General features: G+C 70.4%; 23 protein-coding genes. 18 read left to right on the top strand and 5 right to left on the bottom strand.

Going from position 1 to position 26047, the window contains the following annotated elements; translation table 11 throughout:
- Nucleotides 1-8: 8 nt before the first annotated feature.
- Both V7E09_RS04035 and V7E09_RS04030 read right to left on the bottom strand, forming a co-directional pair.
- Complete coding sequence (locus V7E09_RS04035; protein ID WP_324509499.1) at nucleotides 9-623, bottom strand: HAD family hydrolase; 615 nt, start codon at nucleotides 621-623, stop codon at nucleotides 9-11.
- The gene (locus V7E09_RS04030; RefSeq protein WP_324509500.1) at nucleotides 620-2656 is read right to left on the bottom strand and encodes an NAD(+) synthase; all 2037 of its coding nucleotides are present in this window, start codon (nucleotides 2654-2656) and stop codon (nucleotides 620-622) included. Before V7E09_RS04030 ends, V7E09_RS04035 begins: the two co-directional genes overlap by 4 nt.
- Nucleotides 2657-2722: 66 nt before the next feature.
- On the opposite strand from V7E09_RS04030, the gene V7E09_RS04025 reads away from it, so the two are divergent.
- Nucleotides 2723-3364 (top strand): alpha/beta hydrolase family protein, encoded by a 642-nt coding sequence (locus V7E09_RS04025; RefSeq protein WP_324523039.1) that lies wholly within the window; start codon nucleotides 2723-2725, stop codon nucleotides 3362-3364.
- A gap of 29 nt (nucleotides 3365-3393) precedes the next feature.
- Here the strand turns inward: V7E09_RS04025 and V7E09_RS04020 are convergent, their stop codons facing one another.
- Entirely contained in the window at nucleotides 3394-4812 is a 1419-nt protein-coding gene (locus tag V7E09_RS04020; RefSeq protein WP_324509502.1) for an FtsX-like permease family protein, read from the bottom strand.
- Between the two features lie 3 nt (nucleotides 4813-4815).
- On the bottom strand, nucleotides 4816-5520 hold the full coding sequence (locus V7E09_RS04015) for an ABC transporter ATP-binding protein (RefSeq protein WP_324509503.1): 705 nt from the start codon (nucleotides 5518-5520) through the stop codon (nucleotides 4816-4818).
- Nucleotides 5521-5639: 119 nt separating this feature from the next.
- Here V7E09_RS04015 and V7E09_RS04010 point away from each other — a divergent pair, with 119 nt between their 5' ends.
- From V7E09_RS04010 to V7E09_RS03945, 14 genes are all read left to right on the top strand, one after another.
- Entirely contained in the window at nucleotides 5640-6404 is a 765-nt protein-coding gene (locus V7E09_RS04010; RefSeq protein WP_324509504.1) for a sensor histidine kinase, read from the top strand.
- The gene (locus V7E09_RS04005; RefSeq protein WP_324509505.1) at nucleotides 6401-7069 is read left to right on the top strand and encodes a response regulator transcription factor; all 669 of its coding nucleotides are present in this window, start codon (nucleotides 6401-6403) and stop codon (nucleotides 7067-7069) included. Before V7E09_RS04010 ends, V7E09_RS04005 begins: the two co-directional genes overlap by 4 nt.
- A 114-nt stretch (nucleotides 7070-7183) precedes the next feature.
- A complete protein-coding gene (locus V7E09_RS04000) occupies nucleotides 7184-7378 on the top strand; it encodes a hypothetical protein (protein WP_324509506.1) in 195 nt (64 codons plus the stop codon).
- A gap of 821 nt (nucleotides 7379-8199) precedes the next feature.
- Nucleotides 8200-8511, top strand: a complete 312-nt coding sequence (gene rplU / locus V7E09_RS03995) for a 50S ribosomal protein L21 (RefSeq protein ID WP_324509507.1) — start codon at nucleotides 8200-8202, stop codon at nucleotides 8509-8511.
- Between the two features lie 13 nt (nucleotides 8512-8524).
- Nucleotides 8525-8785 (top strand): 50S ribosomal protein L27, encoded by a 261-nt coding sequence (rpmA, locus tag V7E09_RS03990; protein ID WP_324509508.1) that lies wholly within the window; start codon nucleotides 8525-8527, stop codon nucleotides 8783-8785.
- Nucleotides 8786-8927: 142 nt separating this feature from the next.
- Entirely contained in the window at nucleotides 8928-11021 is a 2094-nt protein-coding gene (locus V7E09_RS03985; RefSeq protein WP_324523038.1) for a glycoside hydrolase family 3 N-terminal domain-containing protein, read from the top strand.
- Between the two features lie 12 nt (nucleotides 11022-11033).
- Nucleotides 11034-11402: an RNA-binding S4 domain-containing protein gene (locus V7E09_RS03980; RefSeq protein WP_324509510.1), complete on the top strand. Its 369-nt coding sequence runs from the start codon at nucleotides 11034-11036 to the stop codon at nucleotides 11400-11402.
- Nucleotides 11403-11406: 4 nt separating this feature from the next.
- Nucleotides 11407-12552, top strand: a complete 1146-nt coding sequence (locus V7E09_RS03975) for a glycerate kinase (RefSeq protein ID WP_324509511.1) — start codon at nucleotides 11407-11409, stop codon at nucleotides 12550-12552.
- A gap of 11 nt (nucleotides 12553-12563) precedes the next feature.
- Entirely contained in the window at nucleotides 12564-14066 is a 1503-nt protein-coding gene (obgE, locus tag V7E09_RS03970) for a GTPase ObgE (RefSeq protein ID WP_324509512.1), read from the top strand.
- Complete coding sequence (gene proB / locus V7E09_RS03965; protein ID WP_324509513.1) at nucleotides 14063-15193, top strand: glutamate 5-kinase; 1131 nt, start codon at nucleotides 14063-14065, stop codon at nucleotides 15191-15193. The genes obgE and proB overlap by 4 nt, the downstream gene beginning before the upstream one ends.
- Before the next feature lie 372 nt (nucleotides 15194-15565).
- On the top strand, nucleotides 15566-16585 hold the full coding sequence (locus tag V7E09_RS03960) for an SIS domain-containing protein (protein WP_324523037.1): 1020 nt from the start codon (nucleotides 15566-15568) through the stop codon (nucleotides 16583-16585).
- The gene (locus tag V7E09_RS03955) at nucleotides 16585-17439 is read left to right on the top strand and encodes a PfkB family carbohydrate kinase (RefSeq protein ID WP_324509515.1); all 855 of its coding nucleotides are present in this window, start codon (nucleotides 16585-16587) and stop codon (nucleotides 17437-17439) included. Before V7E09_RS03960 ends, V7E09_RS03955 begins: the two co-directional genes overlap by 1 nt.
- The gene (locus tag V7E09_RS03950; RefSeq protein ID WP_324509516.1) at nucleotides 17436-19499 is read left to right on the top strand and encodes a hydantoinase/oxoprolinase family protein; all 2064 of its coding nucleotides are present in this window, start codon (nucleotides 17436-17438) and stop codon (nucleotides 19497-19499) included. The genes V7E09_RS03955 and V7E09_RS03950 overlap by 4 nt, the downstream gene beginning before the upstream one ends.
- Nucleotides 19496-21124, top strand: a complete 1629-nt coding sequence (locus tag V7E09_RS03945) for a hydantoinase B/oxoprolinase family protein (protein ID WP_324509517.1) — start codon at nucleotides 19496-19498, stop codon at nucleotides 21122-21124. The genes V7E09_RS03950 and V7E09_RS03945 overlap by 4 nt, the downstream gene beginning before the upstream one ends.
- Before the next feature lie 7 nt (nucleotides 21125-21131).
- On the opposite strand, the gene V7E09_RS03940 is transcribed toward V7E09_RS03945, so the two are convergent.
- Nucleotides 21132-22190, bottom strand: coding sequence for a LacI family DNA-binding transcriptional regulator (locus V7E09_RS03940; RefSeq protein ID WP_324509518.1), 1059 nt, complete (start codon nucleotides 22188-22190; stop codon nucleotides 21132-21134).
- 342 nt (nucleotides 22191-22532) lie between these two features.
- Here V7E09_RS03940 and V7E09_RS03935 point away from each other — a divergent pair, with 342 nt between their 5' ends.
- From V7E09_RS03935 to V7E09_RS03925, 3 genes are read left to right on the top strand one after another with little or no spacing between them, the layout of a single operon-like run.
- Complete coding sequence (locus V7E09_RS03935; RefSeq protein ID WP_324509519.1) at nucleotides 22533-24053, top strand: ABC transporter substrate-binding protein; 1521 nt, start codon at nucleotides 22533-22535, stop codon at nucleotides 24051-24053.
- Between the two features lie 58 nt (nucleotides 24054-24111).
- Nucleotides 24112-25059 (top strand): ABC transporter permease, encoded by a 948-nt coding sequence (locus tag V7E09_RS03930; RefSeq protein ID WP_324509520.1) that lies wholly within the window; start codon nucleotides 24112-24114, stop codon nucleotides 25057-25059.
- Complete coding sequence (locus tag V7E09_RS03925) at nucleotides 25059-25982, top strand: ABC transporter permease (RefSeq protein ID WP_324523036.1); 924 nt, start codon at nucleotides 25059-25061, stop codon at nucleotides 25980-25982. Before V7E09_RS03930 ends, V7E09_RS03925 begins: the two co-directional genes overlap by 1 nt.
- Nucleotides 25983-26047: the final 65 nt, after the last annotated feature.

The raw sequence follows: 26047 nt of genomic DNA, 5'->3' as shown, positions 1-26047 counted from the left end.
GCCTGTGCTCAGGCGCTCAGCAGCCCCCGCCGGACGAGGTCCTCGCGCAGCCCCGCCGCCTGCGTGAAGTGATGCGTGGCGAAACCGACGCCGGCCGCCGCGTCCACGTTGGGGCGCGAGTCGTCCACGAACAGGGTCCGTTCCGGCGTGACGCCGAAGCGCGTGGCGGCCAGGAGGAAGATCGCCGGGTCGGGTTTGGCCAGGCCGACCTCCCCGGACACGATCACGTCGCGCAGCCTCCCGATCACCGGAGCCATGGCGCGGGGCACCGTGAAGTTCTCCGCCCACCAGTTCGACAACCCGTAGACGGGCACGCCGGCCGCGATCAGCTCGTCGATCACCTCGGTGGTGCCGGCCATCGGCGCGGGAACGCAGCGCGGAAAGTGGGTCACGTACGCGGCGAACGCGTCGCGGATCTCCGGCATGTCGGCGTCGATCCGGACGCTCATCTCGGCGATGCCCAGCCCGGCGTCGGCCTCCGCGTTGAGCGCCCAGAACCCGGCATGGGCCAGGAAGGCTTCGATAGCGTCCTCGCTGATCTCACCGACCAGCGGGAGCCGGGGATCCCACTCCACGATCACCTGGGCGACGTCGAAGACGACGGCCTCCACCACACCGGTCACGGGACGTTCCTTTCCAGTTCGTCGAGCCATAGCCGGGCCGAGGTGTCCGACGGCATCCGCCAATCCCCGCGCGGGGACAGCGACCCGCCGCGCACCACCTTGGGGCCGTTGGGCAGGGCGGAGCGCTTGAACTGCGCGAACCCGAAGAACCGCGAACAGAACACGGCCAGCCATTTCTTGATGGTGGCCAGGTCGTAGGCCACCTGCTCCTCCTGCGGGAACCCGGCGGGCCAGGCGCCCGCGGCGGCGTCGGACCACGCGTGGTGCGCGAGGAAGGCGATCGTCGAGGGCCTCATGCCGTGGCGCAGCACGTAGTAGAGCGTGAAGTCCTGCAGGTTGTAGGGCCCGATCGAGTCCTGGGTCGACTGCGGCTTGGCCCCCGCCACGGTCGGCACCAGCTCGGGGGTGATCTCGGTGTTGAGGATCGAGGTCAGCACGGCGTCGGCGCGATCGCCGAACAGGTCCGAGGCGATCACCCAGCGGATCAGATGCTGCATGAGGGTCTTGGGGACGCCTCCGTTGACGTTGTAGTGGCTCATCTGGTCGCCCACCCCATAGGTGCACCACCCCAGCGCCAGCTCGGACAGGTCCCCGGTGCCCAGCACGATGCCGCCGCGCTGATTGGCGATCCGGAACAGGAAGTCGGTGCGCATGCCCGCTTGGACGTTCTCGAACGTGACGTCGTAGACGGGCTCCCCCTCGGCGAAAGGGTGCCCGATCTCCTGCAGCAAGGCGCGGCAGGCGCCGGTGATGTCGAGGGTCTCGAAGCTGACCCCGAGGGCCTCAGCGAGCTCGGTGGCGTTGTTGCGGGTGTGGTCGGTGGTGGCGAAGCCAGGCATCGTGAACGCGAGCACATCGGTGCGCGGGCGCCCCAGCCGGTCCATCGCCTGAGCGGCCACCAGCAAGGCGTGGGTGGAATCCAGCCCGCCCGAGACGCCGATGACGACCTTGGGCTGCCCGATGGCCTTGAGTCGTTGCTCCAGCCCGGCCACCTGGATGCTGTACGCCTCGTAGCAGTCCTGGGCCAGCCGGTCGGGGTCGGCCGGCACGAACGGGAACCGCGCCACCGGACGCCGCAGCCCCAGGTCGCCTGCGGGGGGCAGCAGCGCGAACTCGACGGTGCGGTAGGCCGCGGTGCGTTCACCGTGGACGCGCCGGTTGTCGTCAAAGGTGCCCTGGCGCAGCCGCTCCTGGACGAGGGTGCCCAGGTCGACATCGGTGACCGAGGCGCGCGCGCCGCTGGGGAACCGCTCCGAGGAGGCGAGCAGCGTCCCGTTCTCGTACACCATCGTCTGGCCGTCCCACGCCAGGTCGGTGCTGGATTCGCCCTCCCCGCCCGCGGAGTACAGGTAGGCCGCCAGGTAGCGGGCCGAGCTGGAGGCGCACAGCAGATGCCGGTCGACCGACTTGGCCACGGTGATAGGAGAGCCGGAGATGTTCGCGATCACCGTCGCGCCGGCGAGGGCGGCCTCGGCGGCGGGCGGCACGGGAACCCACATGTCCTCGCAGATCTCCACGGCCAGGACGAAGCCGGGCAGGTCGAGGGCGGAGAACAGTAGGTCGGCGCCGAACGGGGCGTCCTGCCCGGCGACCGCGATCTCCCCGGTCACGTCGTCGCCGGAGGCCAGGGTCCGGGCCTCGTAGAACTCGCGGTAGGTGGGCAGGTACACCTTGGGGACCACGCCGAGCACCTGGCCCCGGTGGATGACCACCGCGCAGTTGTAGATCCGGTTGAGGCTGCGCAACGGGGCGCCGACGACCAGCACCGGCCCGAGATCGACCGACGCCGCCACGAGGTCGGCCAGCGCCGACTGCACGCCGTCCAGCACGGTGTCTTGGAGCACGAGATCGTCGATCGAGTAGCCGACCATGCACATCTCCGGGAACACGACCAGGCGCGCGCCCTCCTCGTCCAGCCTCGTGGCCTCGGCGAGCACCGCCGCGGCGTTGGCGGCCGGCTCCACGAGCGTCAGGGGGAACGTCGCCGCGGCGACGCGCACGAAGCCGTGATCGTAGAGGTTGTGGAAGTCCATGGGTTCAGCATGGCATGGTGCCTGAGAGTGCCCGAACCGGGCCCGCCACCGGGAGAGGACGTCCGCATGCAGACCTGTGAGGTGCCGACCGATCAGGGCCTGGGACGGCTGAGCTGGGACGGACCGCAGCGGCCGGTCGGCGTCCTCCTCCTGGGCGGGGGAGCCTCCGGGCAGATCCACGCCACCGATCTGGACGCGCTGGGCGCCGGTCTCCCCGGCCACGGCTGGGCGGTCGCCCGGTTCGAGTTCGCGTGGCGCCTGGCCGGGCGCAGCATCGGCCCGCGGCCCCCGGCGTCGGATGCCGCGTGGCTGGCCGCCACCGCCGTGGTGCGGGAGCGCTGGCCGGGGGTGCCGCTGGTCACGGGGGGCCGCAGCGCAGGCGCCCGGATCGCCTGCCGGACCGCGGATGCCGACCTGGCCGGGGTGCTGGCTCTCAGCTTCCCGCTGCACCCACCGGGCAAGCCCGCGACGTCGCGGGCGGGTGAACTCGCCGGGGTGCCGGTGCCGGTGGCGCTCATCAGCGGAGCGCGCGACCCGTTCGGCACCCCGGATGAACTCTGGGAGGCGCTCACGACACCTCAGCGAGGCGCACGGACGCTGACCGTGGTGCCCGGCGCCACGCATTCCTTTCCTGCGCGGACCGCAGTCGCCGTCCTCGCCGCGACGCTGGCCTTCCTCGGGGACGTCGTCGGCCCGCGGCAGCCGTAGCGTCCGCGGGCCGAATCGAGGACGCCGGATCAGTCGTTGCGGCGGACCTGCTGGCGCACCGCGCGCCGCCGCAACGGACGCGTGGCCTCGGCGGCGAGCAGGGTCAACACCACCGCCGCGACGACCGTCGCCAGCAGGATCACGCCGCTGGAGCCTCCCCAGGTGAACAGGTCGGGCTTGGTGGTCAGGGCGGGCAATCCCACCAGGACCCCGAGCCCCAGCGACACCAGCAGCGTCGCCAGGAGCGGCATGAGCACCTGGTGGCGCCGGGCGGCGGCGTCCACTCCCGGTTCGACCCCCATGCGGTCCAGGGCGACCAGTTCGTCGCTGCGGTCCACCACATCGGAGGCTTGAGCCAGCGCCGTCGAGGTGGCGCCCACGATGAGCGCGATGACCAGCGTGAGCAGAGCCCCGTTACGGATGTCCAGCATCACCATGGCGTTGACCTCGCTCATCCCTTGGAACTGGCTGCCGTCGGTGGGGACCACCGCCACCGCCCCGGCGATGACCCCGATCAGGGCGATGGAGGAGACGTTGCGCCAGGCCGATCGAGGGTCGGCGATGATGCGCCGCATCGCCATCAGGCGGGCCGGGTTGCCGGTGACGACGTTCAGCCGGGCGATGGTCTGGAGCAGCCAGGGGGCGAACAGGTTGAGCAGGCCCACGCCGATCGCGACCACGCCGAAAAGGATCGCGCCGAGGACCATGGCGCTCACCGGGATCCGCATGACGGCGGTCAGCAGCCCGACGACCGCGACGGCGGCCACGAGGGCGAGCACCCGCTTCGCCGACAGCGCGGGGGCGGCCGTCTGCCGGGCCACGCCGAGGGGGGAGATGCTGACCCGGGTCAGCCCGAGGGCGGTCGAGACGGCGGCCAGCGTCAGCAGGACGACGACCACGGCGAGCCACAGCCACCATGGCATGAGGAGTTCGGCGATGCCGAGGTGCTGGTTCTGGAAGGACAGCAGCATCAGCAGCGGCAACGTCGCGGCCCAGGCCACGGCACCGAGCACGATCCCGGCCAGCGCCTGCACCAGGCTCTCCACCACCGACATGCCGACGATCTCACCGCTCGTCATCCCGATCAGGCGCAGCGACGCGAGCCGGCGGGCCCGGCCCCGGGCCCCGAGGCGGGCCGCGGCACCTCCCAGGGTGAGGATCGGAACGATCAGCAGGGCGCAGGCCACCAGCGCCAAGACGACGTAGGTGGAGCCGAACAGCTCCGCGAACGACGGCGAGCCGGGATCCCCGGACTGCTGGGCGGCCAACCAGGCGGAGGGAACCTCCAGGCGGCGGAAGAACATCCAGGTCCCGGAGGCGACGACGAAGGCCAGCCAGGCGGCCACTCCGTAGGCGACCAGGGCGAAGGCGTCCAGGGCGCCGGTCCCCTTCGGGTCGCGGAGCCGGGCGGTGGCGAGTTGCGTGGACAAAGCCAGCGTGTTGGCCATGACTCAGGCCTCCTGGCGGGTGTCGGAGTGGACCAGGGCGTCGCGGATCTCGATGAGCCGTCCGCACCAGCGGGCCACATGGACGTCGTGGGTCACCACGACCAGCGTGGAGCCTGCCGAGCGGGCCGTCGTCGTGAGCACCTGCATGACCTCGTGGCCGGTGGCCTGGTCGAGTGCGCCGGTCGGCTCGTCAGCGAAGATCACCGCCGGATCGTGCACGAGGGCTCGGGCGATCGCGACCCGCTGCGCCTGCCCGCCGGACAACTCTCCGGGACGTCGCGCCACCATGGACTCCAGCCCGAGCCGGGCCAGCCATTCGTCGGCACGACGTAGCGCCTCGCCTCGCGTCACCCCGGCGAGCAGCAGAGGAAGCGCCACATTCTCCCGGGCGGGAAGCTCGCCGATGAGCTGGCCGTCCTGGAAGACGAACCCGAACCGATCACGGCGCAGCCGGGACCGCTCGGCGTCGGAGAGCTGCGAGACGGGAAGGTGGCCCAAGGTCACCTCGCCTTCGTCGGGGGGAAGGATCCCTGACAGGCAGTGCAGCAGCGTCGACTTGCCGGAGCCGGACGGTCCCATGATGGCGACGCTCTCGCCGGGCTGCAGGTCGAGGGTGACGCCGCCGAGCGCGACGACGGGGCCGTACCGCTTGACGAGGTTGCGGGCGCTCAGGGTGCCGGTGGTCGACGTGACGCTGGTCGTGTTCATGTCCTCCACCCTGCCCGGGGCCAGCCCGATCGGCCATGGGGCTGGTGCCCCAACCGGGGTGGTGCCAGCTCCACCCTCGGGGGTGGGGCCAGCGGCGGTGCGCTGGCAAGATGGGCCTCGTGTTCTCTCGCAAGCAGGCCGCTGGTGCCGACGGGGCCGGCTACGCCCAGGCGGTGGAGCAGCTCACCGCCTCGCGCCGCACGATCGTGGAGGCCTTCGAGATCGAACGGGCCCGCATCGAGCGGGACCTGCACGACGGCGCCCAGCAGTACATCGTCGCCGCGTCCATGAAGGTCGGGGAGGCCCTGATGATGCTGGACGCACTGCGGGCGGCGGGCGACTCCCCGCAGCTCGCCGCGGTGGAGGGGCTACTGGTCGAGGCCCAGCGCGACACCTCCGGCGCCCTGCGGACGCTGCGCGAGACGGTGGCGGGCGTCCATTCACGCACCCTCGCCGAGCGGGGACTGGAAGCCGCGGTGCGCGAGCTGGGGGAACGGCTGTCCGCACCGGGAGATCCGGTCGAGGTCCGCGTCCCGTTCCCGCTTCCGCCCCTGCCCGGCGGGGTGTTGAGCAGCGCCTGGTACTTCGCATCCGAGGCCTTGACGAATGCGGCCAAGCATGCACCGGGGGCGCACGTCAGCATCCTCGTCGTGGCGGACACCGCCCTGCACGTCAGCGTCGTCGACGACGGTCCGGGCGGGGCGGTGCTGACCGGCGGGCACGGGTTGTCCGGCATTCGGGAGCGGCTGCGTACCTTCGGGGGCGATCTCACGCTCACCAGCCCGTCCGGGGGGCCGACGACCGTGGTGGCGCGCATTCCGTTGCTGCTGCGTCACGGAGAGTCGGGCGTCCCGCCGCGGACGCCGGGGAGGATCGAGGGGTGAAGATCATCGTCGCCGACGATTCGGCGCTGCTGCGTGAGGGCATCGCGGGACTCCTGGAGCGCCAGGGTCACACGGTGCTGGCGCGCGCCAGCGACGCGAACGAACTGGTCGCGGAGGTGGCGGCGCACGCCGCGCAGGTCGATGTGGCGATCACCGACGTGCGGATGCCGCCGACGCTGACCGACGACGGGCTGCGGGCCGCGCTGAGGATCCGCGCCGCGTATCCGGCCATCGCCTTGCTGCTGGTCAGCCAGTACGTCGCTCCCGAGTATGCGCGGGAGCTGTTCGATACCGACGCCGGGGGACTGCCTGAGGGTGGCGGCGGCCTGGGTTACCTGCTCAAAGACCGGGTTGCGGAGGTCGCCGACTTCCTGCGCTCCCTGGCGGTGGTCGCTGCGGGCGGCGTCGTCGTGGATCCGGACGTGGCGGCGCGGCTGATGCACCGCACCCCCTCTCGGCTCGGTGCGCTGACGCCCCGGGAACGGGAGGTGCTGGAGCTGATGGCCCGGGGCAATTCGAACGGCCAGATCGGCGAGGCGCTGTTCCTCTCTCCGGGGGCGGTCAGCAAGCACGTGGCCAACGTGTTCAGCAAGCTCGACCTGGGCCCCGGGGAGGAGAACCGGCGCGTGCGGGCCGTCTTGGCGTTCCTGGCCGCAGGGGAGTAGCGGACGAGCCTGATCAGGGAGTCCCGCCGATCGCATTTCAACGGTTGTGGGGCGGAGTATGTCCATTCCGGCTCAACGCCGTTTCCGGCCGGACAGCGACAAGCGCCACCCCCGATGAAGCAGCTTTCTCATGCCCTCACGACCGGAATCGCCCACTACCGCGTCACGCTGCGCACGCCCGTCGACGTGATCGAGTACGCCTACGCGGACGTCGCCTTGCACCTGGCGGCCACCGCCCGGCCCCCTGGACGGCCTCCCGCAGTTCACCACCTTGTGCACGCTCAGCCGCAGCCCCCGATAACCGCGTGACCGCGGCGCACGAGCGCGCCAATTCGTGCACCGTCCTATTTCCCCGGGTCGCGACCACGGTCGCAGTTGCGTAACCAATGTGATGAAGAGAATGAGGAGATTGTGACCAAATCCGACACCCCACGATGTCGCGCCGAGCGGCGATAGGCGTGGGACTCGCCGCAGCGGCCTGGGTCCCGATCGGGGCCGACCTGCCTCGCGCGGGGTGCTGACGACCTCCCCACGCACGGACCCAGACATCGAGGCACTGCTGGTGAGCCTCGGCAGGACGGTGGCGACCGAGGTGGTGCTCCGCACCGTGCCGAACTACCACCTGCGCTGCCGAAACGTGACCCCACGCTGCAGGTGTCGGCCGGCAGTCACGTCGTCCTCACCCGCGGTAGTCCGAAGGCGGACGCCCTGTTCGCCGGGCTGGAGCGGTGGTTCACGCATCTGCCTGCCGAGTGGGGGTGGCCCGGCCCGAGTGGGCCACGCGGTTCGCCACCTCGTCGGAGGGACCCTGGACCCGATGCGGACACGCACGAGGACTGGGTCCCACGGCAGGTGCCGGGGTTCCGACACGCGGTGGCGGTGTTCGAGCGGCTTGACCCGCGTGGCGTCGTCCACGCCCCGCCGCACACTCACCTGATGCCGATGGCGTAGCGTCGGGTGACGGATTGGTTTGACCCTGCCCAGCGTGCCGAGTAATCTTGATTCCCGGTGCCTGCGCGGGCGAACCCTGTGTGGTCTCTTCAGTGGGAGTTGCCTCCGGCGCCGAAGGACCCGGGCCCAAGCCCGATGTTCGTTCAGACGACAGATTTTCGTAGGAAAGCAGGTCAGGCGTGTACGCGATCGTGCGCAGCGGCGGACGCCAGCACAAGGTGGCTGTCGGCGATGTCCTCACCGTCGACAGGATCGTCGACGCCGAGATCGGCTCCAGCGTGCCGCTCACGCCGCTGATGCTGGTCGACGGCGAGGCCGTGACCACCGATGCGGGCAAGCTCGCCAAGGTGGCGGTGACGGCGGAGGTGCTCGCCGAGCACAAGGGCCCCAAGATTCACATCCTGAAGTACAAGAACAAGACCGGGTACAAGAAGCGTCAGGGCCATCGCCAGCGCTACACCCGCGTCAAGATCACCGGCATCGACGCCTGAGGAGGCTCCGAACATGGCACATAAGAAGGGCGCCTCGAGTTCCCGCAACGGGCGCGACTCCAATTCCCAGCGTCTCGGCGTGAAGCGCTTCGGCGGCGAGAACGTCGGCGCGGGCGAGATCATCGTCCGTCAGCGCGGCACGCACTTCCACCCCGGCGACAACGTCGGCCGTGGCAAGGACGACACCCTGTACGCGCTCAAGCCCGGCACTGTCGAGTTCGGCTCGCGTCGCGGCCGCCGCGTCGTCAACATCGCGCTGGCCGAGCAGGCCTGACCCGAACATCACCAGCGAGGGCGCCCCGTCATCGGGGCGCCCTCGCTGCGTTGTATCCACGGGCCGGAACCCGCGGCAACTTACTCGTGTCAGGGCGGTTGTCCCTAACATGATCTCCGACGTCGTCGTCGAAGGAGGATGCATGCAACAGCCGGCTCTGGAAGTCCGCTCCAAGAAGCTCGTGACCGTCGAAGGACTCACCTTCAAGGACCTCAACGCCAACGGGCGGCTCGACCCGTACGAGGACTGGCGTCTCAGCCCGGCTGAGCGTGCCGCCGACCTGGTCGCGCGGATGGATCTCGATGAACTGGTCGGCATGATGCTGATCAACACCCGGTTCACCGGTTTCAGCGCCCCGAGCGGGGCCGAGACCTCCCACGACGGGGCGCTCGACGAACGCACCATCGAAGCGGGGACGTCCATCTTCGCCACCCGTCAGGTCTTCGGCACGACCGAGACGATCGAGCGCCTCAAGCTGCGCCACTTCATCGTCCGCGACGACGTGTCCGCCGGGCAGCTCGCCGCCTGGAACAACGCGATGAACGAGGTCGCCGAGGCGACCCGGCTCGGCATCCCCACGCTGGCCGCCTCCAACTCCCGCAACGAGAACGGGGAACCGGTCTTCGGGATGAACGACGCCGTGGGGGCACTCTCGACCTTCCCCGCGACGCTCGGCATCGCCGCCGCCATCGGTGGCGACATCGCGGCAGGTGGAGACGCGGCTTTGGTGGACGGGTTCGCCGCCGCGATCCGGGAGGAGTGGCTCGCGGTCGGCATCCGCAAGGGCTACATGTACATGGCCGACGTCGTGACCGACCCGCGCTGGCAACGCATCTACGGCACTTTCGGGGAGGATCCCGAACTCATCGCCGACATCGTGGAGAGGCTCGTGGCGGGCCTGCAGGGTGACCGCGTCGGGGGCACCAGCATCGCCACCACCATCAAGCACTTCCCCGGAGGAGGGGCCCGCGAGAACGGCTTCGATCCCCACTACGCCGAGGGCAAATGGAACTGCTACCCGACCCCGGGCAGCTTCGAGCGCTATCACCTGCCGCCCTTCCGCGCAGCCCTGGCGTCGTCGTCGTTCATGCCCTACTACTCGGCCCCCTCCATCGCCAAGTCCGTGGTGCAGTCCGTCGACGGCGTCGAGATCCCCTACGAGGAGGTCGGCTTCACGTTCAACCACTACGTCCTTCACGACCTCCTGCGTGGGCAACTCGGATTCACCGGCTACCTCAACTCCGACTCCGGGGTCACCGACAACATGTGCTGGGGCGTGGAGGACCTGTCGATCCCCGAGCGGTTCGCCAAGGCGATCAACGCAGGCACCGACCTCATCGCCGACACCAACAATGTGGCCGACCTGCGCGCGGCGGTCGACCGGGGCTGGATCAGCCGCGCTCGCCTCGAGCAGGCCAGTGCTCGACTGCTGATCGAGATGTTCTCCCTGGGATTGTTCGACGACATGACGTACGTCGACGCCGACGCGGCGGATGCCCGGGTGGCGGCCTCTCCGGGCTGGGAACTCGCCGCCCGGACCCACCGGGACTCGGTGGTGGTGCTGAAGAACACCGCAGGCACGCTCCCGATGCGGCCCGGCACGAGGGTTTACGCGGAGGTGTTCCATCGCAGCGCCGAGCGCGCCGACCTCAAGACGGCGCAGGCCCGGGCCGCCGCGTCCGCTCACCCGGGCCTGGAGTTGGTCGAGCGGCCCGAAGACGCGGACGCCGTCGTGCTGTTCGCCGACCCGCAGTCGGGCAACTACTTCACATCCACCCCGGGGCTGCTGGAGTTGTCCCTGTGCGAGGACAAGGAACTCACCTCGACGACGGGGGAGACCTACACGGAGACGACGCTGCTCGGGGCGGACCGGTTCCGCACCCTGGCGCGGGAAGCCCGGGCCAGGGGCCAGCAGGTGATCGTCTCGGTGAATGTGGCGATGCCGTGGATCCTGGACGACGTCGAGCCCCTGGCGGACGCGCTCGTCGCCGGATTCTCGACGTTCTTCGATGCGCAGTTCGACGTCCTGGCCGGGGTTTCAGCCCCACACGGACGGCTCCCGCTCACCCTGCCGTCGTCGGCCGCGGTGATCGCCGTCGATGACGAAGGTCACTGCGCGTCCCCCAACGACGTCCCCGGCTACGCCAAGCAGGAGTACCTGGCTGACGGTCTCACCTACGCCTACGTGGACGCCGAGGGCAACCACTACACTCTGGGGCACGGTTTGACCTGGTGAGAGGGGCCGGCGATGGCGCGCCTGGATGCCTGGCTGTGGTCGGTCCGGCTCTTCAAGACCCGGTCCGCCGCCACCGCCGCGTGCCGAGGCGGGCACGTACGCGTCAACGACGCACCGGCGAAGGCCGCGCAGCCGGTGGCGACCGGCGACACGGTGCGGGTGCGCCGCTCCGGTGAGGAGACCATCGTCGAGGTGCTCAACCCCACGCTGGTCAAACGCGTCGGGGCGCCCGTCGCCCAGCAGGCCTACCTCGATCACACGCCGGCCCAGCCGCCGCCCATCGAGGCCATGACGGGCAAGGTCGCGGTCCGTGACCGGGGGGCGGGGCGCCCGACCAAGAAACAGCGGCGCGAGTTGGACGCGTTCCGCGGGCGGGAGTGACGCCATGGCTCCGACCATCGTGTGTGCCCCCGATTCGTTCAAGCACGCCCTCACGGCCCGCGACGCGGCGGCCGCCATGGCGGCAGGCGTCCAGGACGCCTGGCCCGGCGCGGTCGCCCTGGAGTTGCCCTTGTCGGATGGCGGAGAGGGGTTCGCCGACGCGCTGGCAGCCGCCCTGGGTGCCCGCCTGCTCCCGGTACCGGTGCTGGACGCCCTCGGTCGCGAGGCCCTCGGCGAGATGGCCGTGGCGGGGCGGCTCGCCATCATCGAGGTGGCCAGTGCCGTCGGCCTGGAGGCCGTCGCCGACGACGAGCGCGCCATCTGGGACGCCGACACTCGCGGCGTGGGCCAGCTCATCGTCGCCGCGCTGGACGCCGGCGCCACGGAACTCCTGATCGGCCTGGGCGGCTCCGCGACCAACGATGCCGGGGCGGGCATGCTGGCCGCCCTAGGGGTGCGGTTCCTCGATGCCGCCGGATGCGAGGTCGCCACCACCCCACGAGGGCTGGCGCGGCTGGCCCGGATCGACGCCACCGGGCTGGAGACGCGCCTGGCAGGGGTTACGGTACGGGTGGCTTGCGACGTGGACACCCCGTTGACCGGCCCGCGCGGGGCCTCGGCCGTGTTCGGGCCGCAGAAGGGCGCCTCTCCCGATGATGTCCCTCGGCTGGACGCGATCCTGGCGGCGGTGGCGGACCTGTCCGGCCAGGGGTCGCGGGCCACCGACGCCGGGGCGGGGGCGGCGGGCGGCCTCGGGTTCGCGCTGCTGGGCTTCCTGGGGGCGTCCCTCACGCCGGGCATCGCGCTGGTGGCCGACTTGCTGCATCTCGACGAGCGGGTGGCGGGGGCCGATCTGGTCCTCACCGGGGAGGGCTCGGTCGACGCGCAGACGCTCGCCGGAAAGGCCCCGGCAGGCGTGGTGGACGCGGCCCGGCGGCACGGCGTCCCGGTGGTGATCTTCGCCGGACGCGTCCAGCCCGAGGCCGAGGCGCTGCGCACCGACGGCGCCGTGGAGGCGCTGGTGCAGATCACCCCCGCTGGGCAACCTCTCGCCGAGGCACTGGCCGGGGCGGGGGAGAACCTGCGTGCCGGGGTGGCCGGATACCTCGCGGGACGGGTGCGACCGGGAGGAATCGCCGACGACCGGTAGAATCCCTCGTCATGGCCATTCCCTCATTCGTTGACCGTGCCACGTTACGCGTCCAGGGCGGCAACGGTGGCCACGGTTGCACGTCGGTGCACCGGGAGAAGTTCAAGCCGCTCGGTGGCCCCGACGGCGGCAACGGGGGGCACGGCGGGTCGGTGATCGTCCGCGTCGACCCCGGGCTGACGACCCTGGTCGACTATCACCGGCAGTCCCAGCGCCGTGCCACCAACGGCCAACCCGGCGAAGGCGATCACAAGGCGGGCGCGAACGGCGCCGACGTCGTCTTGAACGTGCCCGACGGCACCGTCATCGCCGACGCGGACACCGGGCAGATCATCGCCGACCTGGTCGGGGAGGGTGCCGAGGCGGTGATCGCGGCGGGTGGCCGGGGTGGCCTGGGCAATGCGGCCCTCGCGACGTCGGCGCGCAAGGCGCCGGGCTTCGCCCTGCTGGGCGAGGACGGCGAGCAGCGTGCGGTCACGTTCGAACTCAAGGTGCTGGCCGACGTCGGCCTGGTGGGCTTCCCCAGCGCGGGCAAGTCGAGCCTGATCGCGGCGATCAGCCGCGCCCGGCCCAAGATCGCCGACTACCCGTTCACGACGTTGGTGCCGAACCTGGGTGTCGTCGTCGCCGGCGAGACGACCTATACGGTCGCCGACGTGCCCGGCTTGATCGAGGGGGCCTCCGAGGGCCGCGGGCTCGGGCACGAGTTCCTGCGCCACATCGAGCGCTGCCTGGCCATCGCCCACATCATCGACTGTGCCACGTATGAGCCCGGCCGCGATCCGCTCACCGACCTCGACGTGATCGAGGGCGAACTGGCGGCCTACGGCGGACTGGAGGACCGGCCCCGGCTGGTGGTGCTCAACAAGATCGACATCCCGGACGCCCGGGAACTGGCGGACCTGGTCGCTCCCGATCTGGCCGCGCGCGGCTGGCCCGTGTTCGCGGTGTCCACGAAGACCGGCGAGGGCCTCCCCGCCCTGACGTATGCCATGGCGGACCTGGTGCGGGAGCGGCGGGCGGCGGCGCCCGAGCCTGCGGCTCCGCGGGTCGTGATCAGGCCGGAGCCGGTCGCGTCGAGCGGACCCGCGTTCACCGTCAAGCAGATGGGCGATGGTGAGGGCGGATTCGTGTGGCGGGTGCGCGGGGAGAAGCCGGAGCGCTGGGTGAAGCAGACGGACTTCGCCAACCCGGAGGCCGTCGGCTACCTGGCCGATCGGTTCACCCGGCTGGGCATCGAGGACCGGCTCCTGGAGCTGGGGGCGCGTGAAGGGGATGCGGTGGCGATCGGCGCTGGGGACGACCCGGTCGTCTTCGACTTCGCTCCGCAGGTCTCCTCGGGGGCGGAGATCCTCGCCCGGCGCGGCGATGACGAGCGGCTGCACGGTCAGCGGGCCTCGGTCCGCAGGCGCCGCGAACTCGACGCCGAGTACCACGCGGCCAAGGCGGCGGCCGAAGGGCTGCCGCGCGATCCGAAGCAGAGCTGGCGCGTGGGCGGGGATGACACGGAGTGAGCCCCGCCATTCGCCGGTCCATCGCGGAGGCGCGACGGATCGTGGTCAAGGTCGGCAGTTCGTCCATCACGGACCGGAGCGGACGCATCGACATGCCGCAGCTCAATGCGCTGGTCGACGCGATCGCGGCCGCCCGGGCCGGCGGAACGGATGTGGTGGTCGTGTCCTCGGGTGCGGTCGCGGCGGGGCTCGAGCCGCTCGGGATGCAGCGGCGTCCTCGTGACCTGGCCACCCGACAGGCGGCCGCCTCCGTCGGGCAGGGGCTGCTGCTGGCCCGCTACACCTCGCTGTTCGCCGCGCACGGGCTGACGGTCGGGCAGGTCCTCATGACGGTCGAGGATGTGACCCGGCAGGCGAGCTACGCCAACGCCCAGCGCACCTTCACGCGGCTGCTCGAACTGGGGGCGGTTCCGGTGGTGAACGAGAACGACACGGTCGCCACCAACGAGTTGCGCTTCGGCGACAACGACCGGCTGGCGGCGCTGGTGGCTCACCTGGTCGGCGCCGAGGCCTTGTTCCTGCTCTCCGACGTGGACGCCCTCTACACCGATCACCCCTCTCGTCCGGGGGCGCGGCGCATCACCGACGTGGCCGAGGTGGAGGACCTCGACGTCGATACCAGCCGCAACGGCTCCTCGGTGGGCACGGGCGGCATGACGACCAAGCTCGAGGCGGCGCGCATCGCCACCCACGCCGGGGTCAACACCGTGCTTGCGTCCGCGACGGCCGTGCGCTCCGCACTGGCCGGGGAACCGGTCGGCACGCTGTTTCGGGCGTCCGATCGCCGCCGCTCCCGCAAGATGCTCTGGCTGGCCTACGCGTCCAAGGTGGAGGGCGTCGTGTCGCTCGACGCGGGCGCGGTGCGGGCCGTGGTCGAACGCAAGGCGTCGCTGCTGCCGGCCGGGGTCACCGGGTTCACCGGGGACTTCCACGCCGGTGACCCGGTCCGGCTGGTCGGCCCAGACGGTGCCTTAGTGGGACACGGCCTGGTCAACTACTCTTCAGACGACCTGCCCGACATGCTGGGTCGATCGACCCGTGCGCTGGCGGCCGAGCTGGGGGAGGGCTTCGATCGTGAACTCGTACATCGAGACGCCATGATCCTGCGCAAGAGGTTCCGGGGCTGACGTCGCGTCCGCGCCCCTCGGTGCGCGCGGAGAGTTGCGGCTTCTGACCCCGTGAGTTCGCCTGGGCTGACGGCCTCGTCGCGCCGCTGGGCCGGATGACCCGGGTGGACCAGCAGCGGGCCGCCCCGGCGTGTTCACCCGGCGTGAACGGTGCTCCGACGGCAGGTGGCGCCGCGCGCCCTGCCGCTCGCAACTCCCGGCTGGGATGTGGTGTGAGGGGGTGCACGCGCAACTCGTTCTTGTCTCATGATCGTCACAAACGATGGGTTGACACCGATCCCAATCCGGTGGCAAGTTAGACGTGCTGGGAACGTTCCCAATGTGGTGGGAACGCCCTCGATCGTCCCCGACACGGAAGAGGCACAACACGCGATGAGCACACCGATCCCCGTCCCCGATGACTTCGTGGCCAGCGTCCAGCACGCGGTCGACCAAGACGGCGAAGCACGCCGGATCGTCGACGTGGCGCTGGAGCGCGGACTGGAACGGGTCTACCTGGTGGGTTGTGGAGGCTCTCACTTCGGAACCTATCCCGCCTTCGACCTCCTCAACCGCTACACCGACGCCTTCGCGACCGAGCGCATCACCAGCGCCGAGCTGACCTCCCGGGATCCGATCGGCGTCGACGAACACGCCCTGGTCATCGCGGCGTCCCACTCGGGGAACACGCCCGAGACCGTGGCGGCGGCCCAGTACGCCCGCGGCAAGGGCGCCACCGTCGTGGGCATCGCACGCGAGGGGGCCAGCGGCCTCGCCGAGGCGGCCCACCTCCACCTCGACTACCCGGACACCATCACCGTGACCGAGCCCAAGCTCGTGCACAACGAGCAGGTGGCGGCGGCGCTGCTGGCCGGAGTCGGCGTCACCGACGTCGCCACCCGCCTGCGAGCGGGCATTCCCGCCCTGCCCACGGCCCTGCGCGCGGTGAAGGACGAGGTCGCCTCGGTGGGGGAGCGTGTCGCCGACGTCGTCGCGGACGCGCCGCTGACGTACGTCGTGGGCGGCGGTCCCGCCTACGGGATGGCGAAGATGATGGCCTGGTGCTACTTCCAGGAGATGCAGTGGATGGACGCCGCGGCGATCAACGGCGGCGACTTCTTCCACGGTCCCTTCGAACGGATCCTGGAGGACACCCCGCTGATCGTGCTGCTGGCCGAGGACTCGAGCCGGGCGCTGGGAGAGCGTGTCGTCCGCTTCGGGGAGAACTACACCAGTGGCCTGGGCGTGGTCGACACGGCGGCGTTCACGCTGCCCGGCATCCCGGCTGAGAGCCGCCCCGACCTCAGCGTGGTCGCGCTGATGAGCGCCGAACGCCGGGTACTCGATCACGTGGCCGCCCGTCGCGGCCACGACACCTCGGTGCGCCGCTACATGTACAAGGTCAGCTACTGATGCGTCTTCTGGGTGCCGGCGACAACGTCGTCGATCGCTATCGGAGACTGGGGCTCATGTTCCCCGGCGGCAACGCGGTCAATGTGGCCGTGTTCGCCGCCCGGCTGGGGGCCCAGTCGTCCTACCTTGGCGTGGTGGGCAGCGATGAGGCGGGCCAGCATGTGCTGCGCAGCCTCACCCAGGAGGGCGTGGACACCTCGCTGACGCGCACCGCAGCAGGCCCCAACGCCTACGCCGACGTGGACAGCGTCGGCGCCGACCGGGTCTTCCTGGGCTCAGGCAAGGGCGTGGCCCTGTTCGCGCCTGACGAGGGACAACTGGACGCCATGGAGCGGTTCGACGTGGTCCACGCCGGATACGCCGGGTCACTGTTCCCGCACCTGGCGGCGATGGCTGCCCGGACCCGGGTGTCGTTCGACTTCGGTACCCGGATGGACCTGGCCGAGGCGGAGCCGATGCTGCCGCACCTGTTCCTGGCCGCGTTCTCCTCCAGCCATCGCGACGACGGGCAGAGCGTCGCGCTGGCGCGCGACGTCGTCGCGGCCGGAGCCACCTACGCCCTGGTCACGCGCGGCTCCGAGGGGGCCTACCTGGCCTCGGCGAACTGGGTGCTGCACCAGCCGGCCGACCTCGTGCAGGTGGTCGACACCCTGGGGGCCGGCGACGCCTTCATCTCCAGCGTCCTGGTCGGCCTGCTCGCCGGACGCGACAAGCGTGCCGTCCTCGCCTCGGCCAGCGCCCATGCTGCCCAGGTGTGCCTGGCCCCGGGGGCCTTCGGCCACGGGACCCCCTTCCGCCCCGCAACCGACGCCGGAACCCCGGCGCGGCACGACAAGACAGAGGTGAACAGGTGAGTCTACGGATCGGCGTCGACACCGGAGGGACGTTCACGGACGTCTGCGCATTCGACGAGGCAACCGGCCGCGTGCACGTCCGTAAGGTGTCCAGCACACCCGATGACCCCGGCCGGGCGATCCTGCACGGGGTCGAGGAACTGCTGGAGCAGGTCGGCGGGCGCGACATCGCCGAGGTCTCCTACTTCGCCCACGGGACGACCGTCGGGACCAACGCGCTGCTCACCGGCCGCGGGGTGACCACCGGCCTCATCACGACGAAGGGGTTCCGCGATCTGCTCGAGCTCGGCCGCGGTCGGCGCCCCGACATGTACGACCCGCAGGCCGACAAGCCCCTCCCGTTCGTGGCCCGCCGCCACCGCCTCGAGGTCACCGAGCGGGTGCGTCACACGGGTGCGATCGAGACTCCCCTGGACGAGGACGAGGTCCGCTCCGCCGTCCGGGCCCTGAAGGCTGACGGCGTCGACTCGATCGCGGTGTGCCTGCTGTACAGCTACCTGGTGCCCGACCACGAGCTCCGCATCGGCGAGATCATCGCGGAGGAGCATCCGGACGCCTACGTCTCGCTGTCGTGTGAGGTGCTGCCCGAGTTCCGCGAATACGAACGGCTCTCCACCGTCGTCACCAACTCCTACGTCGGCCCGGTGGTGTACCGCTACCTGGCCCGGCTGCGGGAGACGCTGGCCCGCAACGGCCTGCGCCCCGTGCCTCACGTCACGCAGTCGAACGGTGGCGTCATCCCGTTCCAGACCGCCGAGGCGATGCCGGTGCGGCTGGTGCTGTCCGGTCCGAGTACCGGGGTGGTCGGAGCTGCGGAGATCTGTAGCGCGGCCGGGTTCGCCGACATCATCACCTTCGACATGGGCGGGACGTCGAGCGACATCTCGTTGGTGCAGGGCGGCAAGCCCAAGGTCACCTCCGGCATGGAACTGGAGGGACGCCCGCTGCGGTCTCCGATGCTCGACATCCACACCGTTGGCGCGGGTGGGGGATCGCTGGGCTGGATCGACAGCGGTCAGCACCTGCGCGTCGGCCCCCAGAGCGCTGGCGCCTTCCCCGGTCCGGCGTGCTACGGCAACGGTGACGGCGCCACCGTCACCGACGCCAACGTCGTGTTGCGGACGCTGAACCCCGAGTACCTGCTCAACGGCCAGATGAAGATCGACCGGCAGGCCTCGATCCGGGCCGTGGAGCGCCTGGCCGCACCGCTGGGGCTGTCGGTGGAACAGGCGGCGCTGGGAATCCTGCGCGTCGTCACCGCCAACATGGCCCGGGCGATCCGGGTGGTCTCGGTCAAGCGCGGCTACGACCCGCGTGACTACGCCTTGGTCCCCTTCGGCGGTGCCGGACCGCTGCACGCCTCCCGGCTCGCCCGTGAGCTCGGCATGACCACGATCGTGGTGCCCGAGGTGCCCGGCGCGCAGTCCGCGCTGGGCCTGCTGATGACCGACATCCGCACCGACTTCATGCGCACCCAGATCACGCCCCTGACGCAGGCGGCCCTGCCGGAACTGCAACACGGCTTCGGCGTCCTGCAGGAACGCGCGCAGGCCTGGTTTGAGGAGGAAGGCGTTGCGCCGCAGGACCGCGGCGGCGTGCGTCGCCTGGAGTTGCGCTACGCCGGTCAGAACTTCGAACTCCCCGTCGACCTGCCCCAGGGATCGAACCTGGACGCCGAGGTACTGGCCGTGGTGGCCGAGGCGTTCCACGCGGCCCACGAACGGGTGTACGGCTACCGCTCACCCGAGTCGCCCATCGAGGTGGTGACCTTCCGGCTGGAGGCCAGCGGCACGACGCCCCGGGTGGAGCTGCGGCACAGCGAGCCGCTGGAGCAGGACCCCGCCCAGGCGGTGGTGGCCCACCGTGACACCTGCTTCGACCCCGCACAGGGCTACCGTCGCGTGCCCGTGTACGACCGGACGCTGCTGGGGGCCGGACAGACCATCGCCGGGCCCGCGATCATCGAGCAGATGGACACCACCACGGTGCTGCTGCCCGGGGACACCTGCACCATCGACGCGCTGAGGAACCTCGTGATCCGGATTGGAGATCCCCGATGAGCACCGCCACCCGACCCCCGACGCCCGCCCTGGACCCCGTCCTGGTCGAGGTCGTCGGCTCGGCCTTCTCGACCATCGTGGAGGAGATGAGCGAGACCCTGGTCAAGGCCGCGTTCTCGCCCAACATCAAGGAGCGCCGCGACTGCACCGCCAGCCTGTTCGACGCCCAGGGCCGGGCCGTGGCCCAGGACGAGGGCGGATCCCCGCTCCACCTGGGCTCCCTGATGGGCATCGTGGACGCCATCCGCGCCCGGATCGGTGACGAGGGCGTCCATGCTGGGGACGTCTTCATCGGCAACGACCCCTACACCGGGGGCGGCTCGCACCTGCCCGACATCGTGTTGGCGACGCCGATCTTCGTCGACGGCGTGCTGCACGCCTGGGCGGCCACGCTCGCCCACCACGCCGACTTCGGCGATCGCGGGCATGCGCACATCTTCCAGGAGGCGATCCGGATCCCTCCGGTGCACCTGCGGCGCGAGGGCGTCCTGCAGGAGGAACTCCTCGAGTTGATCCTGCTCAACTGCCAGATCCCGTCGGAGCGGATGGCGGACCTGCGCGCGCAGGAAGCCGCGCTGCGGGTCGCGACCGTGCGCTACGAGGAACTGATCGAGCGTTACGGTGCCGCGCAGATCGCCGCTGTCGCGGAGGAGTTGCTGGACTACACCGAGCGCCGGACACGCGCCGCGATCGCGGCGATCCCGGATGGAACCTACGCGTTCGAGGACCTCTTCGACGCCCCGGAACTGGACGACGAACTCACGCTGCGCGTCGCGATCGTGGTGTCCGGGGACGAGATGGCGTTCGACTTCCGCGGGAACCCCCGCCAGGTCCGGGCCAGCGTGAACGTGGTGTGGACCGGGCTGTATGCGGCCGTCTACTACACGGTCAAGACGCTGATCGATCCCGACATCGCCCCGAACGCAGGCCTCTACCGGCCCATCACCATCGAGGCCGATGAGGGGTCCATCCTGAACTGCAGCGCCCCGGCGGCGGTGAACGGTCGCAGCGAGACCTGCCAGCGGGTCGTCGACCTCATCGAGGGGGCGCTCGCCCCGGCGGTGCCCACCCGGGTCACGGCGGCCTCCAACGGCGCCAACACGGGTGTGCACTTCTCAGGCCACGACAGCGTCCGCAATCGTGACTTCGTCTACCTGGAGACCATCGGCGGAGGGTCGGGGGCCCGGTTCAACAAGGACGGCCTCGACGGCGTCCAGGTGCACATGACGAACACGTCGAACCTGCCGGTGGAGTCGCTGGAGGCGGAGTACCCGCTCATGGTCGAGGCCTACGAGTTGCTCGACGGCTCCGGTGGGGACGGCGAATTCCGCGGGGGCATGGGCATCCGGCGCAAGATCCGCGTCGAGGCGCCCGATGTGCACTTCTGGCTGGACACCAGCCGCCAGAAGTCGCAGCCCTGGGGGCTGTTCGGCGGCGGCTCGGGCACGTCGGCGACGTGCATCCTCAGCGAGGACGCGGCGCCGATCGATCACGGCTACACCGTTCTGCATCCCGGGCAGTCCGCGTCGATCGAGACGGCCGGGGCGGGCGGCTACGGCGATCCGTCGGGACGCAGTGAGCAGGCCCGCGAGCAGGATCGGCTCGACGGCCGGACGACCGACTGAATCCCGGTCAGCGTGGTGCGGACGTCGATGCTCGCGCGATGAGTTCGGCGTCCAGCACCAGGTTCGTGGGCACTTCGGCGACGTCTCGGATCTGCGCGATCAGCATGTTCATGGTGGCGGCCCCCAGCCGGTAGCGGGGCTGGTCGACGACGGTGATCGACGGTCGGACGAGCGTGGTCCACTCCTGGTCGTCGATTCCGATGAAGGAGAACGCGTCGGGCACGTCGATGCCGGCACTGGCCACGTGGCGGTAGGCGCCGAGGGTCAGCACGGAGTCGGTGCACAGCAGCGCGGTGAACGGGACGCGTCCCAGGGCGTCTGCGACCGCGCGGCTTGCCGCGTCGGCGTCGTAGGCGGAGGGGATGATGAGGGCGGGGTCGCGCTCGATCCCGTGGGCGGCGAGGGCGTCGGCGTAGCCCAGGAGGCGCTGATGGGAGGGGCGCAGAACCGTCGGGTCCTGAGCACGGAGCGCGTCGAGGCTGTCGGCGGCCTCGGTCACGATGGCGATGCGCCGGTGGCCGAGCGCCAGGAGGTGTTCCACGGCCATGCGGGCCGCCGAGCTGTGGTCGACGGAGACCAGCGGGACGTCGGCGAGGGCGGGCATGCGCCGGTCGAGGAGGACGACGGGGATGTCGTCGTCGACGAGGCTGCGCACGCTGACGGGCTCGTCCTCGAAGACGGGGGCGATGACGAACCCGTCCACCTGTTTCTCGCGCAGGACCTCGATGGAGCGCGCCTGGACGTCGCGATCGTTGTCGGTGTTGCCGAGGAGCACCTCGAAGCCGGCGGCGTGGGCCGCGTCGCTGGCGCCCCGCACGACGGCGGAGAAGAAGGGGCTGGCCACGTCGGGGATCATGACGGCGATGGTGTTGCTGCTGCCGGAGATCATCGCCTTGGCGAGGGCGTTGGGTCGGTAGCCGAGCCGCTGGGCCGCGGCGTGGACGCGTTGCTGGGTCGCCTGGCTGGCCGATCCGCGTCCGGCGAGGACTCGGGCGGCCGATGACTTGGACACGCCGGCCTCGCGGGCGACGTCGACGATCGTGACCGCGTGGGGGCGTCGAGTCATTCCTGTCTCCTGTTCTTGAGCACTCGACAGAGTACTGTCTATGCCGATCACTGGGCTGTTCGCGGTATCGGGGGCCGCGGAGTTACGAGCCCGTTAAGGCCGACGGAATTCCTTGACACCGTTCCCAAACCTGCAGCAGAGTTCTGGGTATCGGAGGTTGGGATCGTTCCCAAGCCGGCCACCGGGACAACCCGGACCTACACCGCACGAGGCCGGCGACCGCCGACAAGGGTGGCGATGAAGCCACCAGGGCAGGTTTCTTGTGGAGCACCAGGAGGAGACACCATGGCATCACCCATACGCCCGAGATCCCGCAGATGGGGACGCCTCGCATCGGCCTGCGTGGCCGTCGGGGCACTCCTGCTGAGTCTGGTCGCGTGTAGCCCGGCCAGCACAGGCGGGGCCACCGCGAGCACCGGAGGGACACTGCTCTACGGGCTCGACAGCGACGTCCCCAAGCTGACCACCCCCCAGAATCAGGGGTCGGCGTCCATGATCCTCAACGCCGTCCTGCACCGCGGGCTGGTGCAGTACGACGCCACCGGTGAGGTCGTTCCCGCGCTCGCCTCCTCGTGGGAGGAGGAGGCCGCGCAGACCTTCACCTTCCATCTGCGCCCCGGCCTGACGTTCCACGACGGCAGCGCCCTGACCAGTGCCGACGTCAAGGCCTCCCTGGAATACATGGCTGACCCGGCCCACTCCGCCAAGCTGTACACCGCGGCCGCCGGGATCGCCTCGATCGACACCCCCGACGACGTGACCGTCGTGGTCCGGCTGTCCGCGCCGGACGCCGCGTTCCTGTCGTTCCTGGCGGACGTGTCGGGCGCGATCCTCCCCAGCGAGACGCTCGGCCAGGCCGACCCCACCTATGTGGGCGCCGGGCCCTTCCAGTTCGTCAGCTACGAACAGGGCACGAGCTTCGTCGTGAAGGCCTTCGACGGCTACTACGACGCGGATCAGCCCAAGCTCGACGGCATCGAATTCAAGATCATCACCGACCAGACGGCACGCGACAACGCCCTGCTCAGCGGCAGCGTCGATGCGGTCTCCTTCGTCGGCTGGAACAGCTACAACCAGGTGAAGTCCAACTCCAACCTCGTCCTCGACAGCACCGAGGGCCCGTTCATGTACCTGGAGTTCAACACGTCCGGGACCGGACCGTTCTCCGATCCTCGCGTCCGTCAGGCCGTCGCGTACGCCGTCGACCGCCAAGCGGTGGTCGACTCCGCCCTCGCCGGCCAGGGCAAGCCGCTCAACGGCATGCCGATGCCAGAAGGCAGCGCCTACTACGACGCCGCCTACGCGGACTACTACAAGCAGGATCTCGACAAGGCGCGCGCACTGCTGGCTGAGGCCGGATACCCGAACGGGTTCACCGCCACGATGCTGTCCTCCTCGCAGTACGACTTCCACAAGAACACGGCGATCTCGGTCCAAAACGACCTGGCCAAGATCGGCATCACGCTGGAGATGAACCTCCCCGACTGGCCGACGCGCCTGCAACTCGGGGCGGCCGGCGACTACGACATCGCCGTGTATGGAACCTCGGGCCTGACCAACGACCCGTCCTTCCTCACCCAGATGCTGACCCCCAGCGGCGCGCAGAACTCGTCCTATGGGTACGACGACGCGAAGCTGAACGACCTGCTGGCCCAGGGCCGGGCGTCCACCGATGAGACCGCACGGCGAGCCCTCTACAACGAGGTCTCCCAGTACGTGCTCGACCAGGCCCCGATCGTGACGCTCGCGTGGCGTGCCCAGGCCTACGGCTACAGCACGAAGGTGGCCGGTTTCAGCAACATCCCCGGCTTCCTGACGTTCGACTCCGGCTACACCCTCGCCGGCGCGTCCCTGCAGCCGTAGGTCCGCCCGTGTGGGGGCGGCACGCCGCCCCCACACCTGTCCCGAAAGCACCTGCTTGATGGCACTCAACATTCTCAAACGACTGCTCGCCGGGGTCGTCCTGCTGTTCGTGGTGGCCACCGTGGTCTTCCTGGCGCTCCAACTGGTGCCCGGCGACCCGGCCCGCACCATCCTCACCGGCACCGGCGCCACCCCGACCGAGGCCGCGGTGCAGGCACTGCGCGAACAGCTCGGGCTGAACCTCCCGGTCTGGCAGCAATACCTCAACTACCTGAGCAACCTGGCGACCGGCTCGCTGGGCACCTCCCTGCAGAACAACCAGCCCGTGCTGAACCTCGTCGCCCAACGCCTGCCCCGGACGCTCATCCTCATCGCCACCTCGGCGGCGGTCTCACTCCTGCTCGGCGTCTCGATCGGTGCGAGCGCCGCCCGTTTCGGGGGCTGGTGGGACAAGACGGTCCTCGTCGCCACGTCTGTCGGCGTCGCCATTCCCTCCTTCGTCGCCGCGGTGCTGCTGGTCTACGTCTTCGGCGTCCAGCTCAAGGTCCTGCCCTCGGGGGGCTTCGTTCCCTTCGAGCGCGACGCCCTCGGGTTCGTCCGCAGCCTCGTGCTGCCCACGGCCGCGCTGGCGCTGGGATTCACCGGCATCATCGCCCGCATGACCCGCTCGTCCGTGCTGGGGTTGGGGCAGCGCGACTGGGTACGCACCGGACGCGCGGTCGGGCTCGGTGAAGGCACCGTCTTCCGGCGTCACATCCTGCGCAACTCGCTCTCCCCGGTGCTGACCGTCACCGGTCTGCAGATGGGGGCGATGCTCGGCGGCACGGTCATCATCGAGCGGGTCTTCAACTATCCCGGCTTGTCCGGGCTCCTCATCGACGCGGTGACCCAGCGCGACTACCCGATCGTCCAAGGCGTCGTCTTGGTGATCGCGGCCCTGTTCGTGCTGTTGAACCTGCTCGTCGACATCGCCTACGGATTCCTGGACCCGAGAGGGAAGAACTGATGACGCCGATGCGATCCTTCCTCTCCGAACTCCGCCGTCCCGGACCCGGGCTGGCCGCAGGATTCCTGGTCATCCTCGTCGTGGTGGCTGTGCTGGCCACCCTGATCGCGCCCTACGACCCCATCGCCCAAAGCGACGTCCGGCTCGCCGGCCCGTCGGCGGTGCACTGGCTGGGGACCGACCAGTTCGGCCGCGACACGTTCTCCCGACTGATCGTCGGTTCGCGCATCGACTTGTTCGTCTCGGTGGGGGCGACCATCCTGGCCGCCGTCCTCGGCGTCCTGGTGGGCCTCGTCGGCGGCGCCTCCCGCGGCATCGTCGGCCTGCTATCGATGCGGGGCGTCGAAGTGATTCTCGCCTTCCCGCCCGTCGTGTTCGCCCTGCTGATCGTCACGTTGTTCGGCCAAGGCGAGGTGACCTTGATCATCACCATGGGCATCCTGTTCGCGCCCGCCTTCGCCCGCGTGGTCTACGGCGAGGTGCTCACCATCCGCAACCTGGAGTACGTCCAAGCCAGCCAAGTGATCGGCAGCCGTCCCGCACGCATCCTGTTCCGGGTGATGCTGCCCGGCGTCGTCCCGCCCGTCCTCGTGCAGGCCTCCCTGACGCTGGCCTCCACGATGCTGTTGGCCTCCGGGCTCAGCTTCCTGGGGCTGGGCGTGCTGCCACCCACCCCCTCCTGGGGGTCGATGATCGCCGAGGGGCAGGCGCTGATGATGACCACGCCGCTGTTGCTGTTCGTCAGCTCGGGCGTCATCGTGGCGACCATCCTGGCCTTCTCCGTCCTTGCCGACGCCCTCGAACGGGCCCTCGACCCGCGTCGCCGCAACCGCATCCTGCGGGCCGTGCGCGGCGCCACCAACACCCCGGAGCCGCAGGTCTCCGGCGCGTCACCTGACATCGCAGGGAAGGAACTTGGATGAGGTTTTGCGCACACAGCCAGATGTTCGTCGATGACATCGCCGAGGACGTGGACGGAGTATTCGAC

Source organism: Propioniciclava sp. (assembly GCF_036744435.1).
In the GTDB taxonomy this organism is placed as follows: domain Bacteria; phylum Actinomycetota; class Actinomycetes; order Propionibacteriales; family Propionibacteriaceae; genus Propioniciclava.
The sequence above is the reverse complement of the archived record's forward strand: the minus strand, read 5'-3'. Positions and strand labels throughout refer to the sequence as shown.